Source organism: Haloarcula sp. H-hyl6 (assembly GCF_056934455.1).
This window is the reverse complement of record NZ_JBRIIK010000004.1, coordinates 146,360-160,244: the sequence shown is the minus strand read 5'-3', so window position 1 is coordinate 160,244 and position 13,885 is coordinate 146,360. Positions and strand designations below refer to the sequence as shown.

Below are 13,885 nucleotides of genomic sequence, written 5' to 3'. Positions count from 1 at the left end.
TCGTCCCTGCTATGACATTCGAACACCCACCTGCAGATGACCTTCGCGATATAGCGAATCAACTGGCTCTCGACATTTCGACCGCCGATATCGAATACTATCAAACTGTGGTCAAGGAGTCACTCGACGAGCTAGAGCAAGTTCACGAACTAGAATCTCCGTCACTTCCGCCGACGCAACGGCGGTTTGGGACGGACCGGTCAAGCTACCAACCAGAGAAGTCCGAAAATCCGCACAACGCGTGGATTAGACGGTGCGACGTCGCGGCCGATGTCAGCGGCCCTCTCGACGGGACTTCAGTCGGACTAAAAGACAGCATCGCGCTCGCTGGCGTCGAGATGACATGTGGATCGAGCCTGCTTGACGGATACGTGCCTGAAATAGATGCGACCGTCGTGAGTCGGTTGCTCGCGGCCGGCGCACGGATAACGGGCAAATGCAATATGGAGAACTTCGCGTTCTCCGCATCGAGTGACACTTCTGATTTCGGAGTCGTCACCAATCCTGTAGCTCCGACGCGTATCGCCGGTGGTTCTTCGAGCGGAAGCGCCGCCGCCGTCGCGGGCAAGGACGTCGATGTCGCACTCGGGTGTGATCAGGGCGCCTCGATCCGTGTACCGGCAGCCTGCTGTGGGATCGTCGGTCTCGATCCAACAACGGGACTCGTTCCGTACACTGGGATCTTTCCAATGGATCCGACGATTGACAGCGTTGGGCCGATGGCTCGGACCGTCCGAGAGGTCGCTGAAGTGTTAGACGTAATTGCCGGAGTCGACGGCCTCGATCCAAGACAAGGACCTGCTGTGCAGACGAGCGATTACACCGCCGCACTCGATGATGACGTTGAAGATCTGGAGATCGGTGTCCTGAAGGAGGGGTTCGATGGAGCCGGCACGGACGATCGAGTCGTTGAGGCAGTTCGAGACGCGGTCGATACCTACGAGCGCCTCGGCGCCGAGACGACGGCCGTCTCGGTCCCCCTCCATCACGACGCCGTCTCGATCGGGTTCACCATTTGGGCGTATGGCGCCCTCCAGGTCTTCACGAACGGAGGCCAGGCCGTGCATCACGATGGGTGGTACGACACGGACCTGATGGCCGCGTTCGCTGAGCACCGCAGCACCTGCTCAAACGGGCTCTCTGAAGAGGGGAAAGCGACACTGATAGCGATGCAGCATCTGGCCGATCGGCACGGCGGCGTAACGTACGGTCGGGCTCAGAACCTCCGCTTCCGACTCAAACGCGAATTCGACGAACTGCTCTCGACAGTCGATGTCATAGCATTACCGACGATGCCGGTCCTTCCCTTCGAACTCGAGGACGATATTCCGGAAACAGAGCGTACCCGCCGGACGATCACGCTCTGTCGGAATACCGCGACGTCGTCGCTGACGAAACACCCCTCGATCTCCATTCCATACGGATCCATCGACGGCATTCCCGTCGGTGTCTTACTCATCGCAGATCACTATGACGAACAAACGCTATTGAGGACCGCAGCCACGTTGCTGGAAACGGCTACCGAGGCCCCCCAATTGTAACCTATTGTATGTGATGAATACCCCAAATTATTTCAACCATAGCCACGATGGACGGACTATGCGGAATAGTAGCACGGATACTGAGTCGGAGCGTACGGACGGTTCGAGTAACCGCGTCAATCGCAGAAAGGTTCTCGCCGCTACGGCTGGACTTTCTGCGACAGCGTTGGCCGGCTGTGTCGGAGGGGGACCATCACAGGGAGGCCAAGAGGAGAACGGAAACGACAAAACGACCGAGGGGTCCCAAGAATCCAGCGATGGAACAACCACGAGCGGTGAATACCCCGATTACTCCGGAAATACCCTCACTGTCGCGACGTGGGCGGGCATCTATGCGGAGGCATTCGAGAAGTCTGTCGCGCGGATGTTCGAGGAACGGACTGGAGCGAACGTTGAGGTGTCCCCCGCCGGCGGGAGCATCTTAACCGAAATTCAGAGCGCGCCAGCGGATAACCCTCCGTATGACATCGCCGCCGCGGAAGGGTTCTTCTACTGGCAAGGCCGTAACGAGAATCTCTTCCAAGAGATCGATACCTCGAAAATTCCGAATCTGGATAACGTATATTCGTACCTGAAGGACCTTCGAGGAACTAAATACGGAGTCCCGACGGACGGATCGCTGGAGGGAATCGTCTACAACACCAATGTTGGGTGGGAGCCCACCACGTGGACCGACCTGCTCTCTGATAAGCAGGGGACCAATCGGATCGGGTTCGAAGGTGCCTGGTACATCTACCCGATGGAGGTGGCGGCAGTCTCGCTTGATAATAAAACCGGAATTCAGGAACTCTATGACGAGCAGTCCCACCAAGCGGTTCTCGATAGACTCCGGGAGTTCGGACAGAACGTAGAGCTCTGGACCGGATCGTTCGCCGAGATCGAAACTAGCCTCAAGCAGGGGATTATCAATTTCTCGATGTGGTACTCCGGGATGGGCAATGCCGCCGCGTCACAGCAGGAACAGCTCGGATTCGTGACCCCCAACCAGACCGCAGGCTATCTTGACCACTACTGTCCAGTCCGAGGTTCCGAGAAAACACAGATGGCCCATGACTTCCTCAACCATATGATCGATCCAGCGGTTCAGTCAGAATGGGCCAAGACCGGCTACGTCTTCACGACCAACAAAGAAGCGACGTACCCAGAACAGACGAGAGGTCAGTACCCTGGCAGTAACTCAGAGTGGGCACAAGTGAGTATCGCCGACTTCACCAAACTAAGCGATTACTCATCAATGTTCTCGAGCAAGTTCCAAGAGATCAAGGGATAACGTATGGGAGCTACCGAACAAACGAGTGCCCTCTCCGTGCTGGATGTGCTTCGCGAGCGGGTATACCGTCCAGAGCTGCTCGTCGCGCCACTGGTGTTGTTCGAGCTCGTGTTCTTCGTCGTTCCGCTGGTTATGCTCGTTCGCGTCTCGCTCCTTGAGCAGACCACATCGGGGGCCTATGCCGCTGGGACGTTCACGCTGGCCAACTACCAGGAAGTACTCTTCTCGAGTCACTTCCAAGAAATCTTGTTCTTCTCGTTCAAGTTCGCGATTCTAGTCACCGCCATCGCGACAGTCCTGAGTGTCTTCTTCGCGTACGCCATCTGGCGGGCAGACGGTATGCTAAAGAATGCGCTCCTGTTTATCGTCGTAGTGACACTGCTCACGACGCTTGTAGTTCGGCTCTTCTCTATCCTGATTATACTCTCACCGAACGGCCCACTCAATCAGTTGCTGGTCGCGATAGAGGTGTTGCGCCAGCCCGTCTTGCTCGTGACGAATCTCTTCGGCGCGACAGTCGGACAGGTGTACACAATCTTCCCCTACACCGTCTTGTCGATCTACAGCGTCCTCTCAATCTTGGACTGGACCAAGGTTGAAGCTGCTCGTGACCTCGGCGCAACCGAACTCGTCTCGTTCCGAGAGATCGTTCTCCCGCAAATTACCTCAGGGATTCTCGTCGGCGCCGTGATCAGTTTCGCTTGGTCTTTCGGAGCCTATGCCGCACCGTTCCTCCTCGGGTCGACCGGACAGGACACTGCAGCGATGGAAGTGTACCGCCTGATGGTCACTCGGTTCAATTGGCCGCTGGCGACGGCACTCTCGTTTGTGGTCCTCCTAGTCGTGCTCGCGTCCGTGAGCCTCCTCTTCTTCGTCTCAGACGACAATCTGGGTGATGCCTATGGTGCGTAGACGAACGGTTCAGACGGCGGCATTCCGACTCGGGTACGGGACTATGTTCCTGCTCCTCGTCGCTCCACTAGTCGTATTGATCACCACCTCCTTCGCTGGGTCTGCCTCATTCCAGTTCCCGCCGCAGGGGTTCAGTCTGCAGTGGTACGCCGAGTTCGTTCAGAGCCAAGCGTGGCTCACCGCGGTCAAAAACAGCGTCATCGTCGGGACAGGAACGATTCTTCTCTCGACAACGCTGTCGCTTCTGGCCGCCTTCGGGGTTCGAGAGAGCGACTCGGTGTGGATCTCGCGGCTGGTTCCGCTGACGCTGATGCCGCTTTTCCTGCCGCCAGTCGTACTCGGAGTGGCGTTGCTTTCGTTCTTTGGGAGTTACAACCTCCATCAGACCTATGGAAGCATCATCGTAGCCCATGCACTCTGGGCGACGCCGATCTCGTTCCTCATCATTCAGTCGGTGATGACGCAGGTGAACTGGGGACTGCAGGATGCGGCACTCGACCTCGGCGCCTCACCGCTCCGAACCAAGTTCGAGGTTATCTTCCCGCAGATCAAACAAGGCCTCTTCGCCTCTGCGCTCATCGCGTTCATCATCAGCCTTCAGGAATTCATTATGGCCCTATTCCTCTCAGGCCAAGAGACTCGGACTATCCCAGTCCTTGCGTGGACTGCCATCAGCCAGATGCTGGATCCGATCGTCAACGTAATCTCGACACTCCTCATCACGCTCGTCGTCGTTGCACTCCTCTTGTCCGCGTTTTCGATCGGACTGAACCGACTCGCTCGACAGCTCTAATAATCTAACCATTTTACCGACTCTGTTGCGAAAGATTTCGCGACCGTCTGCTTCGGGCACGATGGCAAGAAGTTGGGGCGACCGTGCTGGAGACATCGACCCTACCCGAGTAGGGACGGCACGCCGACGCCATCTCTGTTGTGACGATCGTGGATGGAGGGGTGGTTGACTGGGAGTGTGATCCCTACTCGACTGAAGCATGGCAGGAAGCCGCTCAGAATCGGGTGATCAACTCTCAAGCCGGCTACCGTCAAACAAGATATCATGAAATTTGAGTGTAAACGTACCGACTGTATGGTTTCTTCATACCCAAGCTGACGGCGATAACGCGTTACTTACAGAACTCGGGTCATTATCCACTCGTCAAAACCTGATGCTGGTGTGGAACAACCTTTGTGACCTTCTGATAGAACGTCGTCGAGAAGTCCCGACAGATCGATTCCATCAGGACGAGAGATACTGATGATGGACAACGACACTGCTGAGGCATTGCTTGATTACCGCTACGTATTTGAACCTGGTTGGTACCCGAACAGACACGACGGCAAAGAGTAGCATCACAACGGGTGTGATGTAAGTCTCTACTTTCGGCCTATCAACCGTGGCGACGTCAGCGTATTTCTGCATATCCTCGGTTTGTGATTCGATCTAGCAGTAGGGAAGGTTATATTCGTGCAGGTTGATTGAATATCGCCAATTTTGTCCCAATAATCATACTATGAAGGTTTGCATCACTCAATATACCATATTCGATATTTTATTTTGCCATATATTTCTATATGAGGCATTCATGGCCCCTTTGAAGTGGCAACAATTTGTTTTATTTATATGCATCCCTCATTTGCATATATTTTCTACTAATTCCGTTTCCGATTTCGGTTTTCGTGATACACAGACAAATTGAAAAACACGCCTGTTATAACAAGTGTACCTTTGTCATATATTTCTACACGGACTCATATCTCACTTGTTCACACAGCATGAACGCACACAGATTGGCTATTCTAGTCACCAAGGAAGGATTATAGAAGTCAACTATGCTCAGAGGCGGACTAGTGGCTGCTCATAGCCAATATCTAGGTCGGTACCCACTCTGCATACATCCAATAGCTACGTTACTCCCATCTATCGGTGGTAGAATTCTGTATGATCGCCCAACCACACGATTGTATCTGGTGTACTGCTGATAGACAGGGAAGTGCGTTCACGTGTCTTGAACAGAAGAATACCGAGACTCGATTTTCCGCACAGTACTAGACACCAATCCAGGAATATTCTCTTCAAAGCGCTTGCCACGCATCCGGTCACTCGGAGCGAGAACGTACACTGCGGCAGAAATATCTTCTATGTCTATGGGCATGGCAATACTATGAACGTCGGTGTACTGTTCGCTTCGGTCAAATGCAACGCCACGTTCCTCAATTCTGTTCAGCTCTGCTTCAAGCTCATCGGGTTCAACAATGGTCTCATCAGTGTACGCAGGGAGTCCGTCATCGATAACGGACATAATCATCTCATCAGAAGTCCGGGAGAGGATGGCCTTTCCAGCAGCATGACAATGGAGATCGGGAAACATCTCGTAGTCAGTGTTGTCCAGCAATGCGCGTTGCCCACGAGCAGAGTAGAGTTCCACACCTACAGTCCCATCGGCAACAAAGACACCAGCGTGTTCTTCAGTGGATTCGACCAGTCGGTTGACCGGTTTCTTCGAGACATCGAACAGGGGTCGCTGATACTTTGCTCGTTCTCCGATACTGACGAGTCGATGGGTAGGAATATATGACGTTCCAGCTTGCTCGACGTATCCAAGTTTAGTCAACGTGCTAAGGTGCTTGTGGACTGTACTCTTGGGCATATCAAGGTCCTGTGATAGCTGTGTCACACCTGCACTCTCTGAGTCAAGGAGTGCCTCCAACACAGCAAAAGAGTTGGCCGTTGCCTGTATGGGTTTTTTTGGAGACATAGATTCGCTACGTTACCAGCGGTTTTAAAATTCACGACTTGTGAACAGATTCGATGTCGCTCTGCACTTTGACTTCGGATAATACCGATCTCAACGAGAGAACCATCGAAACGGACCTACCCCACCGAAGATTACGATAGTGATTGCACCAATGTTCACGAGCTATGAACGCCGAGGTTAAGGAGCCGTGATTTCCATATAAAATATGGAAGTTACCGACTATGAGCTGTTTGAGGTACCACCGCGATGGCTCTTCCTCCGGGTCGTTACCAAGGATGGTACGGTCGGATGGGGTGAGCCGATTGTTGAGGGCCGTGTCAAGACGGTTCGAACCGCAGTCGATGAGCTAATGGAAAGTTACATTCTCGAATCGGATCCTCTCCGGATCGAATCTCTGTGGCAAGCAATGTACCGTGGTGGCTTCTACCGCGGCGGCCCGATCCTCATGTCGGCTATCGCAGGTATTGACCAAGCGCTCTGGGATATCAAGGGTAAACACTATGATGCACCGATTTACGACCTTCTCAGTGGACGTGCCCGCGATCGCATTCGTGTCTATCAGTGGGTTGGCGGTGACGATCCAGAGGATATCGCTGCCGAGGCTGAACACCTCGTCGATGCGGGGTACACGGCTCTCAAAATGGACGCAACCCAGCGAATGAATTATATCGACACACCGAAAGCTGTCGAGAAGGTTCTCGATAGAGTTCGTCATGTCCGAGAAACCGTCGGCGAGGATATCGACATCGGTGTAGACTTTCGGGGCCGCATCGACACGCCAATGGCACGACGTCTCTGTGCTGAACTGGACCAATTCGATCTGATGTTCGTCGAAGAACCGACATCACCTGAACACAACCACTTACTCCCTGAAATCGCCCAACATACCACGACTCCCATCGCCACCGGCGAACGACTCTATTCACGGTGGGATTGTCGACCAGTATTCGAGGACGGCGTGGTCGACGTGATCCAGTCCTCCGTCTCTCATGCTGGTGGGATCACCGAAGTCGCTCGCATCGCCTCAATGGCTGAGACCTACGATGTCGCCATCGCACCCAATTGTCCGCTTGGTCCAGTCGCGCTCGCCGCATCGTTGCAGATCGACGTGACAACTCCCAATTTCTTGGTTCAGGACCACGCATTCAACATCCAGGTCGGAGATGGAGCGGGCGCTTACGGCTACCTTGAAAATTCCGATGTCTTCGACTTTGAGGATGGATATGTCTCCCCACTGGACAATCAAGGCCTCGGCATCGAGATCGATGAAGATGTGGTGCGACAGAAAGCCCAGCAAGACATACGATGGGACACCCCGTTGTGGCACCATCCCGACGGCAGTGTCGCGGAGTGGTGAGGACAACACTCCAGACAATCACCATTATCTTTTTATACCATAATGAAAAATGGGTGGGGTGTGGCTTAGCCATACATAGGAACGCTATGAAAGCTGATAGTGAAGAGACAGCGACAGACAGGAGTAGCGAACAGTTCCAGATGTACATCGACGGAGCATGGTGCGATAGCGAGGGGGGTGAGAGATACGAGACCATTGACCCTTCGACTGGTGAACAGCTCGGGACGCTTCCATCCGGAACGCGAGCTGACTCTCAGCGCGCTATCGAAGCAGCGAACGAGGTACAGGAGGAACTCGAGTTCATGACGGCCTTCGAGCGGGCCGAACTCTGCCACGAGATCGCCGACGCTATTGAGGATCGGCGCGAGTGGCTCGCCGAATGGATGGCCCGCGACCAGGGCAAGCCTTTGGCGACTGAGGCCATCCTCGAAGTCGACCAGTGTGTCCGGAAGTTCCGCGACGCAGCCGAGGACATCAAGCGTGCGGATACGGATGTCATCGCCTCAGAGGACCCGAACAAGCGCATCCACACCATCCGCAAACCGCACGGCGTCTACGGCGCGATAACGCCGTGGAACTTCCCGCTCGGAATTCCCTGCGAGTACCTCGCGTACGGCCTAGCCGCCGGGAACGCACTCGTATGGGTTCCGGCACCCACAACGTCGGCAGTCGCGACGAAGCTGCTGGAAGTACTCGACGGTACGGACCTCCCAGATGGCGCCATCAACCTCGTGACTGGCGAGGGTCCTGTGGTCGGTGACGAACTCGTCGTCAACGACGGCACAGATGCCATCGCATTCACCGGGAGTCCGGAGACGGGCGAGACTATCGCCGAACGCGCCGGTACCAAACCGACTCTACTGGAACTTGGCGGGAACGGTCCAGTCATCGTCCTCGACGACGCAGACATCGACGCCGCCGTCGAAGGAGCGGCACTCGGCTGCTTCCTCAACGCCGGTCAGACGTGTACCGCGACCGAGCGTATCATCGTTCATGAGGATGTCCACGATGAGTTCGTCGAGAAGCTGGTCGACCATGCTGAGACCATCCAGCAGGGCAACCCAACCGACGAGGACGTCGACATGGGCCCGCTGAACAATGCCCAAGTCGCCGAGAAATTGGACCGCCACGTCGAAGAGGCACTCGACCAGGGCGCTCACGCCGTGACCGGTGGCGGTCGCGCGAGCGATGCTGAGTCAGACCTCTTCTACGCCCCAACAGTCCTCACCGATGTCGATCCCAACATGGCAGTTAACAGTGAGGAGTCATTCGGTCCGCTTGCACCGGTCATCACGTTCAGCGACTACGACGAAGCTCTCAAGCTGGCCAACGATAGTGACTACGGGCTCAACTCCGCGGTATTTACGAGCAACATCGAGTTGATGCACTACTTCACCGAACGGCTTGAAACCGGCACCACTGTCGTCAACGACGGCAGCGTCTACTGGGAGATTCACACGCCGCTCGGCGGTTATACCGGGACCAAGAGCGGAACCGGACGCGAGGGTGGTCGCTATACGATCGACGCGATGTCTCAGCTGAAGACGGTCACAGTTGACATTGGGAACGCAGACTCACCACTGTAAGAGAGACGATGGGATATACATACGTCTGTATCGACTGCGGTAGCGAATTCGGTGAGGGCCTCCGGTACGAGTGCCCCGACTGTTCGGGTATCCTCAATGTTCACACCGACCATGACCATGTCGACACATCGCTGTTCGACGGTTGCGTCTCGTCGATGGCGAAGTATGAGTCGCTCCTCCCGGTGGAGCTATCGGTTACTCTGGGCGAGGGCGGGACGCCGCTGTCCCCGGCCGACGCCGTTGTTGAGGCCGATGACCTCGGAGTCGACTTCTACCTCAAGCAGGAAGGCGTCAACCCAACCTGTTCGTTCAAAGACCGTACGACAGCAGTCGGCATCTCTCAGGTGAGTGAGCTGGACCTGGAGACAGCCGTTATCTCTTCCCACGGGAATGCCGGCGCGTCATTCTCTGCCTATGCGAACCGGGCAGACATCGAGCCCGTTGTCCTTGTCCCGCGGGGTTCTCAAGCCGGCCTACCGAAGGTAAAGTCGTACCACCCGACGACGATCCCAGTCGATGGCGACATCAGTGATACGTATACGCTGGCCCGCGAGGCCGCCGAAGCCTTCGGCTGGTACAACGGGACAACCACTCACCAAGTCCCGCTGTCCAACACTGGGAACCGGTCGATGGCCTACGAACTGTACGAACAATTGGGTGAGGCCCCAGATTGGGTACTCGTCCCCATCAGTGCCGGTCCACTGCTCACCCAGACTTACCGGGGCTTCCAAGAGCTGGAGGCTCTCGGACTCGTCGACGATCTGCCCGCGATGGCAGGGTTGCAAGCCAGCGGCTGTGCACCTATCGCCCGAGCGGCCGGAAACGGAGACGACGTCGTTGGCGAATGGGATGGTGAACTCAACACCGTCGCAACGAGTATCGAGGATCCCCTTCGCGGCTATGCAAAGGACGGAACCTACACGCTGGACATCATCCGCAAGTCCGGTGGTCGCGCAGTCGCCTGTGGCGATGACGACCTGACGCGCGCCGCACGGGATCTCGCCAAAACAGAGGGTATTCTCGCCGAGACCGCCTCGGCGACGACATTAGCTGCGCTCCGCAAACTTCGCGAAAAGTCCGTCATCGGACAAGGCGAAACGGTCGTCGGCGCCGTTACCGGCCACGGTATGAACGAATTGAAGAAGATATCCAAGTTCGCCCGAGAGGAAGAGCGCGTGAGCGTCGACGTCGACCAGCTCCGTCATCGAGTAACTACTCCTTCCGGTGCAACGCAAGCTAAGTAACGATCAGACACTACAATCAGCCAGTAAACCACAATGATAGACAACAACAACCTATCCGACAGTGAACAGCGTATCGACCGCCGAACTCTCCTGACTGCAGCCGGCGCGACCGGTGCATCGCTACTCGCCGGCTGTGCCGGGAGTGGCAGCGGCGCCTCACAGAGCATCAAAACCGAGAAAGAAGCCTACGATGGCACGAAAATTAACGGCCTTCTCAAGGAAGGCTACGAGGCGGCCGTCATCAAGGACTACCAGTCTAATTTCGAGAAAGCAACCGGGGTCGATGTAACTCTCGAACAGTACAGCGAGGCAAACACGCGACAGAAGTTCATCCTTGCGGCGAACAACACGTCTCAAGCATACAACCTGGCCCCAGTCCAGAACTGGTACTTCCCCGAGTACAGCAAAAACAGCTGGATGCAGCCCCTCGACAGCTACATCGAAGATCACCAGGCTGAGTGGCTCAACTTCGATTACAAAGCCATCCCAGAGAACGTCCGCAACGCCTTCTCAAAGGACGGAACCACCTACGGCATTCCGCACACGCTCATCACGGGGATGCATTACTACCGCACTGACGTCTTCGAGGACCTCGGTCTCGACGAACCAAAGACAGTCAAGGACGTCGTTCAGGCCGCCAAGGCCATTCACGAGTCCGACAAAGACATCATCCCGATGTTGGGCCGGACTGCACCCGAGTTCTCCAGCTTCGGGACCTGGGCCGGTTGGGCCTATGCCTACGGCGCCGAGACCTTGGACGAGAACAAGCGGCCGCAGCTGACCTCCCCCGAGTGGAAGGAAGCCGCTCGCGACCTCGTGAAGCTCACCCGCGAGTATGGACCGAAGAGTGCCAGCTTCCATTGGACGGACATTCCGTCGCTGATGAACGAAGGAAAGGCCGCAATGGTGTTCGACACCTCTGGCTTCGGCGGTATCTTCCATGGCAGCGACAAGATCGGGGACAAAATCTCCGAGACGCTCATTACCGGGCCTGCCGACAATACTGCTCAGTGGTTCTACGGCGAAGCACTCACCATCCCGAAATGGCTCTCGGCGAAACAGAAGGGGCCGGCCTGGCAGTTCCTCCAGTGGCGCCAGTCAGAGGAGGTTGTCTTCCATGAAATGAAAACCCAGAACCGGTTCGACATCCCGAACAACAAAGTTCTGGGTAGCGAGAAGTACAAATCGCTCGCCGCCGAGAGAGGATTGACGAACTACACGAATGTCCTCAAAAAGAGCTTCAAGCAGTTGGACCCGAGCTACTACCCGATGGTCCCACAGTTCGTCGACATCGGCAACGCGTTCATGCAGGAAATGAGCAAGGTCGTCGCTGGCAACCAGAGTACCGAAGAGGGGCTCTCCAAGGCCAACAACGCCATCGAGCAGACCCTGAAAGACGCTGGGCACTATGAGTGAGACGACCATCGGAGGCGAAATACCATGAGCGTCGAATCAGGTAACCGACGGAGTATCAGGGACTCAGAGGCGCTCAACGACCGCCTCGCATACCTGCTGCTAGCGCCGGGTATCCTGTTCCTGGTCGCCGTCGTCGTCCTGCCGACGCTGTTCGCATTGTTCATAAGCACAACCAAGTGGAACCTGACCGGCGTCCAAGGTGTCTTCGTCGGGATGGAGAACTATCAGCAGATGGTCCACGATCCTCGGTTCATCGGGGCACTCGGTAGGAGCATCTACTTTACCGTCGCCAGTGTCTCCATTGAATTGCTGTTGGGGCTAGGGCTGGCTATCGGTCTTTCGAAGATTACCCGTGGACAGGACACGCTGCTCTCGATCTTCATCATTCCGATGGCTATCACCTCGGCCGCGGTGGCATATATGTGGAAGTTCCTGCTGGACCCCGAAATCGGCCTGGTCAACTACATTCTGACCAGCCTCGGGTTCGACAGCATCGCGTTCCTCGGAAACACGACGTGGGCGCTGAACTCCATCGTCCTCACGGACGTCTGGCAGTGGACACCGCTGATGACGCTCATCATCTTCGCCGGTCTTGAGGCACTTCCAGAGGAGCCATTCGAGGCAGCCATGATGGATGGGGCGACGAGGTGGCAGCGTTTCAAATGGGTGACGCTCCCACTGTTAAAGCCGGTCATCAGCATCGCCCTGCTTATCCGCGGGATGGACGCCTTTCGCGCGTTCACCAAGGTGTTCATCATGACCAACGGCGGCCCAGGACGGGCTTCAGAGGTTCTCAGCCTCTACGCTTACCGCCTCGGGTTCAGCCAGTTCAATATTGGCTACGCGACTGCAGTCTCCCTACTGATGCTGTTCGTCATCGTCGTCGCAGCGTGGCTGTTCGTCCAGGGAACCGGACTCCTAGAGGAGGATACGGCATGAGTACGAAATCATCAAATCCAGTACAGCGAATCGTAGACGTGCTCGATATCGAAGAGACGACGGTGCCGTTCATCTATGCCGGCCTCATTGGCTATGCCATCCTCACTCTCGTGCCTCCGCTGTGGATGGTTATGATGAGCTTCAAGCAACCCAACGACGTCTTCAACATGCCGCCGTCGCTCGTCTCGGGGTGGACCCTAAACAATTACCAGGTGGTCTTCCTCGAGAGTTCGTACCCGGCATTCCTGCTGAACAGCGTCGTCATCGTCGGGCTAACCGTCGTCACGACGCTGGCACTCGGCGTCGCGGCGGGCTATGCCCTCTCGCGGTTCGACTTCAGTGCTGGCGAGGACCTACAGTTCTTCGCACTGACGACGCGGATGGGGCCGCCGATCGCCTTCGGCCTGCCGCTGTACGTCATCTTCTCGCGGCTGAACCTACTGGACACCGTGACAGCGATGGTGATCATCTACATTCTGATGAACCTCGCCTTCGCCATCTGGATGATGAAGGGGTTTTTCGATGAAATCCCCTCGAAGCTGGAGGAAGCCGCCCAGATGGACGGCTACTCCCGAATCTCAGCGTTCCTGAAGGTGGCCCTACCAATGGCGAAGCCGGGCATCTTCGCGACGGCCATCTTCGTGTTCATCTTCTCGTGGAACGAGTTCTTCTATGCGTTCCTGCTGACGAATATGAGCGCAAAACCCTACACTGTCCAGCTACTCGCATTCCAGGGATCGTACCGACCGCTGTGGAGTCAGATGTTCGCAGCCGCCACCGTCGCGGTCATCCCGCCGGTGGTCTTCGCGATAGCGGTCCGGAAAAAACTCGCACGCGGTTTGACGTTCGGTCAGGTGAAATAAC

General features: G+C 56.1%; 11 protein-coding genes. 10 read left to right on the top strand and 1 reads right to left on the bottom strand.

Annotation, left to right across the window (positions count from 1 at the left end; genetic code table 11):
- Window positions 1-11 precede the first annotated feature (11 nt).
- The 4 genes from Hhyl6_RS21430 to Hhyl6_RS21415 are packed head-to-tail and all read left to right on the top strand — an operon-like array spanning window position 12 to window position 4,516.
- A complete protein-coding gene (locus tag Hhyl6_RS21430; RefSeq protein ID WP_483741283.1) occupies window positions 12-1,541 on the top strand; it encodes an amidase in 1,530 nt (509 codons plus the stop codon).
- A 58-nt stretch (window positions 1,542-1,599) separates the two neighbouring features.
- Entirely contained in the window at window positions 1,600-2,811 is a 1,212-nt protein-coding gene (locus Hhyl6_RS21425) for an ABC transporter substrate-binding protein (protein WP_483741282.1), read from the top strand.
- A gap of 3 nt (window positions 2,812-2,814) precedes the next feature.
- A complete protein-coding gene (locus Hhyl6_RS21420; protein ID WP_483741281.1) occupies window positions 2,815-3,723 on the top strand; it encodes an ABC transporter permease in 909 nt (302 codons plus the stop codon).
- A 43-nt stretch (window positions 3,724-3,766) separates the two neighbouring features.
- On the top strand, window positions 3,767-4,516 hold the full coding sequence (locus Hhyl6_RS21415) for an ABC transporter permease (RefSeq protein ID WP_483741280.1): 750 nt from the start codon (window positions 3,767-3,769) through the stop codon (window positions 4,514-4,516).
- Window positions 4,517-5,720: 1,204 nt separating this feature from the next.
- On the opposite strand, the gene Hhyl6_RS21410 is transcribed toward Hhyl6_RS21415, so the two are convergent.
- Window positions 5,721-6,479 (bottom strand): IclR family transcriptional regulator, encoded by a 759-nt coding sequence (locus Hhyl6_RS21410; protein WP_483741279.1) that lies wholly within the window; start codon window positions 6,477-6,479, stop codon window positions 5,721-5,723.
- 205 nt (window positions 6,480-6,684) lie between these two features.
- Between Hhyl6_RS21410 and dgoD the strand changes: the two genes are divergently transcribed.
- Genes dgoD through Hhyl6_RS21380 form a run of 6 tightly spaced genes read left to right on the top strand, consistent with a single transcriptional unit; the run spans window position 6,685 to window position 13,884 of the window.
- Window positions 6,685-7,836 carry a galactonate dehydratase gene (gene dgoD, locus Hhyl6_RS21405; RefSeq protein WP_483741278.1) on the top strand — a complete coding sequence of 384 codons (1,152 nt, stop codon included), beginning with the start codon at window positions 6,685-6,687 and terminating at the stop codon, window positions 7,834-7,836.
- The gene (locus Hhyl6_RS21400) at window positions 7,833-9,422 is read left to right on the top strand and encodes an aldehyde dehydrogenase family protein (RefSeq protein ID WP_483741277.1); all 1,590 of its coding nucleotides are present in this window, start codon (window positions 7,833-7,835) and stop codon (window positions 9,420-9,422) included. The genes dgoD and Hhyl6_RS21400 overlap by 4 nt, the downstream gene beginning before the upstream one ends.
- A gap of 8 nt (window positions 9,423-9,430) precedes the next feature.
- Window positions 9,431-10,666, top strand: a complete 1,236-nt coding sequence (locus Hhyl6_RS21395; protein ID WP_483741276.1) for a threonine synthase — start codon at window positions 9,431-9,433, stop codon at window positions 10,664-10,666.
- 33 nt (window positions 10,667-10,699) lie between these two features.
- Window positions 10,700-12,082 carry an ABC transporter substrate-binding protein gene (locus Hhyl6_RS21390; RefSeq protein WP_483741275.1) on the top strand — a complete coding sequence of 461 codons (1,383 nt, stop codon included), beginning with the start codon at window positions 10,700-10,702 and terminating at the stop codon, window positions 12,080-12,082.
- A 24-nt stretch (window positions 12,083-12,106) separates the two neighbouring features.
- Window positions 12,107-13,021, top strand: coding sequence for a carbohydrate ABC transporter permease (locus Hhyl6_RS21385; RefSeq protein ID WP_483741274.1), 915 nt, complete (start codon window positions 12,107-12,109; stop codon window positions 13,019-13,021).
- Window positions 13,018-13,884 (top strand): carbohydrate ABC transporter permease, encoded by an 867-nt coding sequence (locus tag Hhyl6_RS21380; RefSeq protein WP_483741273.1) that lies wholly within the window; start codon window positions 13,018-13,020, stop codon window positions 13,882-13,884. Before Hhyl6_RS21385 ends, Hhyl6_RS21380 begins: the two co-directional genes overlap by 4 nt.
- Window position 13,885 lies beyond the last annotated feature (1 nt).

Bases quoted from the DNA above. Each gene is read 5' to 3' on its own strand.
- Hhyl6_RS21430 (WP_483741283.1), top strand. From the start codon at position 12: ATGACATTCGAACACCCACCTGCAGATGACCTTCGCGATATAGCGAAT.
- Hhyl6_RS21425 (WP_483741282.1), top strand. From the start codon at position 1,600: ATGCGGAATAGTAGCACGGATACTGAGTCGGAGCGTACGGACGGTTCG.
- Hhyl6_RS21420 (WP_483741281.1), top strand. From the start codon at position 2,815: ATGGGAGCTACCGAACAAACGAGTGCCCTCTCCGTGCTGGATGTGCTT.
- Hhyl6_RS21415 (WP_483741280.1), top strand. From the start codon at position 3,767: ATGTTCCTGCTCCTCGTCGCTCCACTAGTCGTATTGATCACCACCTCC.
- Hhyl6_RS21410 (WP_483741279.1), bottom strand. From the start codon at position 6,479: ATGTCTCCAAAAAAACCCATACAGGCAACGGCCAACTCTTTTGCTGTG.
- dgoD (WP_483741278.1), top strand. From the start codon at position 6,685: ATGGAAGTTACCGACTATGAGCTGTTTGAGGTACCACCGCGATGGCTC.
- Hhyl6_RS21395 (WP_483741276.1), top strand. From the start codon at position 9,431: ATGGGATATACATACGTCTGTATCGACTGCGGTAGCGAATTCGGTGAG.
- Hhyl6_RS21390 (WP_483741275.1), top strand. From the start codon at position 10,700: ATGATAGACAACAACAACCTATCCGACAGTGAACAGCGTATCGACCGC.
- Hhyl6_RS21385 (WP_483741274.1), top strand. From the start codon at position 12,107: ATGAGCGTCGAATCAGGTAACCGACGGAGTATCAGGGACTCAGAGGCG.
- Hhyl6_RS21380 (WP_483741273.1), top strand. From the start codon at position 13,018: ATGAGTACGAAATCATCAAATCCAGTACAGCGAATCGTAGACGTGCTC.